Annotated in this window: 4 protein-coding genes and 1 pseudogene; all 5 read left to right on the plus strand. The window is 63.1% G+C overall.

The features are described 5' to 3' along the window. A pseudogene (locus RMO23_RS03910) lies at positions 1 to 103 on the plus strand (GTPase Era); the annotation flags it as partial. Between the two features lie 141 nt (positions 104 to 244). Continuing rightward, positions 245 to 994: a DNA repair protein RecO gene (gene recO, locus RMO23_RS03915; protein ID WP_309678793.1), complete on the plus strand. Its 750-nt coding sequence runs from the start codon at positions 245 to 247 to the stop codon at positions 992 to 994. Between the two features lie 41 nt (positions 995 to 1035). Beyond that, the gene (locus RMO23_RS03920) at positions 1036 to 1854 is read left to right on the plus strand and encodes a pyridoxine 5'-phosphate synthase (protein WP_309678794.1); all 819 of its coding nucleotides are present in this window, start codon (positions 1036 to 1038) and stop codon (positions 1852 to 1854) included. Beyond that, entirely contained in the window at positions 1851 to 2252 is a 402-nt protein-coding gene (acpS, locus tag RMO23_RS03925) for a holo-ACP synthase (protein WP_309678795.1), read from the plus strand. The genes RMO23_RS03920 and acpS overlap by 4 nt, the downstream gene beginning before the upstream one ends. A gap of 65 nt (positions 2253 to 2317) precedes the next feature. Next, positions 2318 to 3376: a beta-N-acetylhexosaminidase gene (gene nagZ / locus RMO23_RS03930; RefSeq protein ID WP_309678796.1), complete on the plus strand. Its 1059-nt coding sequence runs from the start codon at positions 2318 to 2320 to the stop codon at positions 3374 to 3376. Positions 3377 to 3737 lie beyond the last annotated feature (361 nt).

Raw genomic sequence — 3737 nt, forward strand, 5'->3', positions numbered from 1 at the left:
GGAAACGCTGACGGGTGGCAAGGTGTTTCTGGAGATCTGGGTCAAGGTGCGCTCCGGCTGGGCCGATGACGAAGCCCGCGTCAAGACCTTCGGGTATGAATAGCCCCCACGGTCGCCCACTTCGTGTGGCTTCCTGCCCCCCGAGGGGGCCGCTGCGCCTGCGGCCTGGCAAAGCCAGTTCCGCGGCCCCGGCTGGTGTGGATAAGTGAGCGCTGTGGCTTGGCTGACTTTTTGTTGACGCCCGATGGTGACAAAACGCATTTCAGACGAACCCGCCTACGTCCTGCACCGCTACGACTGGAGCGAGTCCAGCCTGATTCTGGAAGTGTTCACGCGGACTTACGGCCGTATCGCCTTGGTCGCCCGCGGCGCCAAGAAGCCGGCCTCCAGCTTCAGGCCCATCCTGCTGCCGCTGCAGCCGCTGCACATCGCGTTTGGCGGAGACGCTGAAATCCGCACCCTCAAAAGCGCCGAATGGCAGGGCGGCCATGTCATGCCCACGGGTGACGCGCTGCTGTCGGGCTACTACCTCAATGAACTGCTGATGCGCCTCTTGGCCCGCGATGACCCGCACCCCGCGCTTTTTGATGCCTATGCGGCCACGGTGCAGTTGCTGGCCAGCCAGAGCCTGGAGGCGCTGCCCTTGGCCCTGCGGGCTTTTGAGCTGCGTTTGCTGCGTGACATTGGCCTGCTGCCCATGCTGGACGCGGAAACCGCCACGCTGGCGCCGCTGCAGCCCGGCACCCGTTACGTGCTGGTGGCCGAAGCCGGCTTGCGCCAGGCGCATGACGACGACCGCGCCAGCCTGCCGGGTGAGCAGTGGCAGGCGCTGCAGCGCGGCCTGGCCGATGGCGCGCTGTTTTCGGACACGGTGCGGGCCTGCATTCCGGGGCTCAATGAGCTCAAAACCCAGCTTCGCGCCCTCTTGCACTACCATTGTGGTGTAAAGGTCCTGAAAACCCGGCAAATGATGATGGACCTGCAAGCTTTTTGAAGCCCTCCCCAAGCCAGAGCCACACAGCGAGCAACACCGCCATGAACCTGCTTTCACATCCACCTCTCCCCGACAAGCCTTTTCACAAAACGGCCCTGTCGGTCAATATCAACAAAGTGGCGCTGCTACGCAATACCCGGCACGTCGACATGCCCAGCGTGACGCGCGCCGCCGAACTGTGCCTGGAGGCCGGCGCCCAGGGCATTACGGTGCACCCGCGGCCCGACGAGCGGCATATTCGCGCCGACGACGTCTACGAAATCGCCGCGCTGATGAAGGACTGGCCCGACCGCGAATTCAATATCGAAGGCAACCCCTTGCACAACCTGATGCACTTTGTGCGCGACCTCAGCGCCCGCGGCCTGCCGCTGCACCAGTGCACCTTTGTGCCCGACAGCGAGGACCAGTTCACCAGCGACCACGGCTGGAGCTTTCCGCAGGACGCCGAGCGCCTGCAGCCGCTGATCAAGCAGGCCCACGCGCGCGACGTGCGGGTCTGCCTGTTCATGGACCCGATCGCCGGCGCCATGGCCGCCGCCAAGGCAGCGGGAGCCGACCGGGTAGAGCTCTACACCGAAACCTATGCCAAGGCCTGGCCCGAACCCGAAAAAAATGAATCATTAAGCCGGTTTGCCCAGGCGGCACGCGCGGCAGCTGCTATTAATTTAGGAGTCAACGCCGGCCATGACCTGAACCGCAACAACCTCACCGAGTTTTTGCGCACCGTTCCCGGCGTGCGCGAGGTGTCGATTGGCCACGCGCTGATTGCCGACGCGCTGGAGATGGGTTATGCGGCAGCGGTGAAAGATTACTTGCGTTGCATTGATGAAGCGTTTGCACCGGTTGCCACCCCACAATGATTTTCGGTATCGGCACCGACATCTGTGATGTGCGGCGCATACGCGCCAGCCTGCAGCGCCACGGCGAGCGCTTCGCCCAAAAAATACTCAGCGACGGCGAACTGGCAACCTGGTCCGAGCGCTCGGCCCGCTGGCCAGACCGCGGCGTGAGCTACCTCGCCACGCGCTTTTCGGCCAAGGAAGCCTTCAGCAAAGCCATAGGCCTGGGCATGCGCCTGCCCATGACCTGGCGCCACTGCGAAATTGCCAAAGCCGCCAGCGGCAAGCCCGAGATCGTGCTGCACGGCGCTCTCAAGACCTGGTTCGAGGCCCGCCAGCTCAGCGCCCACGTCACCGTGACCGACGAAACCGACTACGCCGCCAGCTTCTGCGTGGTGGAAAAAAAAGACGGTAAATAGGCCGCTAGCCCGCGTAAAAACTGCGCAAGCAGCTATCAATTCAATAGTAAACCTGTACTCTTCCCATGACCCAGCACGCCCCCCTCATCATCGACATTGCCGGCCTGGCACTCAGCCAAACCGACCGCCGCCGCCTCCAGCACCCGCTGACCGGCGGTATTATCTTGTTTGCCCGCAACTGGCAAGACCGCCAGCAGCTCAGCAGCCTGTGCGCCGACATCAAAAGCATCCGGCAAGACCTGCTGATTTGCGTCGACCATGAAGGCGGCCGCGTGCAGCGCTTTCGCACCGATGGCTTTACCCACCTGCCGCCCATGCGCGCGCTCGGCGAGTTGTGGATCAAAGACCAGCTCGCCGCCACCAACGCCGCCACCGCCTGCGGCTACGTGCTGGGCGCCGAGCTGCGCGCCTGCGGTGTCGACTTCAGCTTTACGCCGGTGCTGGACCTGGACTACGGTGAAAGCAGCGTCATCGGCGACCGCGCCTTCGGCCGCGACCCGCGCGTGGTCACCCTGCTGGCCAAGAGCCTGATGCACGGCCTGCTGCAAACCGGCATGGCCAACTGCGGCAAGCATTTTCCCGGCCACGGCTTTGTCAAGGCCGACTCGCACACCGACATTCCGGTCGACAAGCGCAGCCTCAAGGCCATTCTGGCCGACGATGCCGCGCCCTACGAATGGCTCAACACCACGCTCACCAGCGTCATGCCCGCGCATGTCATCTACCCCAAGGTCGATGCCCGGCCGGCAGGCTTCTCGGAACAATGGCTGACCTACATCCTGCGCGGCCAGCTCGGCTTTGGCGGCGCCATTTTCAGCGACGACCTGAGCATGGCCGGCGCGCGCCTGATTGACGGCCGGCAAGTCAGCTACACCGAGGCGGCGGTCACGGCCCTGAACGCCGGCTGCGACATGGTGCTGCTGTGCAACCAGTCAGTGGACGAAGGCAGGGCGGTCGACGAGCTGCTCGACGGCATGACCAAGGCCCTGGTCAAAGGCCAGTGGGAAGCGCTGGAGTCCAGCGAGATGCGCCGGCTCGACCTGCTACCGACAACGCCCGCCCATGAATGGGACGAGCTGATGCTGCACCCGGCTTACATGCATGCGATGGGCTTGATTCCCTGAGGTTGCTGGGGTCGGAAGCCCAATGGTTTGCTATCAATTGCATAGCTGCTTGTGTCATATTTACTTGGGCTACAGCGCAATTGATGAAAACTTATCAAGTTCTTGAACTTGAATTTATCTCGGTAGCCAGCCCGTCTGTCTACCCGCGAGCCCGCCTTCCGGGCTGCCCTTTCACTGCCAATGTCTGAGAGATGCGCTGCTACCGCTGATGGTCAACCTAAGTAGTCCACTTCGGAAGTTCGCACACGTATTGTTCATGCTGCGAGCTTCAGAGGGTGGTTTTCGGCATAGCGTGAGCGCATGCGCGCCATCAGGGCGTTCAGATCGGCGCGGGTGAATTTCCACTCGAAGGGATGGGCGA

Origin of the sequence: Polaromonas sp., from assembly GCF_031411155.1 — a bacterium.
Lineage (GTDB): Bacteria > Pseudomonadota > Gammaproteobacteria > Burkholderiales > Burkholderiaceae_C > Polaromonas.

What these genes read in the sequence shown, in the direction of transcription:
- acpS (WP_309678795.1), top strand. Translation starts at nt 1,851, where the DNA reads ATGATTTTCGGTATCGGCACCGACATCTGTGATGTGCGGCGCATACGC.
- nagZ (WP_309678796.1), top strand. Translation starts at nt 2,318, where the DNA reads ATGACCCAGCACGCCCCCCTCATCATCGACATTGCCGGCCTGGCACTC.
- RMO23_RS03920 (WP_309678794.1), top strand. Translation starts at nt 1,036, where the DNA reads ATGAACCTGCTTTCACATCCACCTCTCCCCGACAAGCCTTTTCACAAA.
- recO (WP_309678793.1), top strand. Translation starts at nt 245, where the DNA reads ATGGTGACAAAACGCATTTCAGACGAACCCGCCTACGTCCTGCACCGC.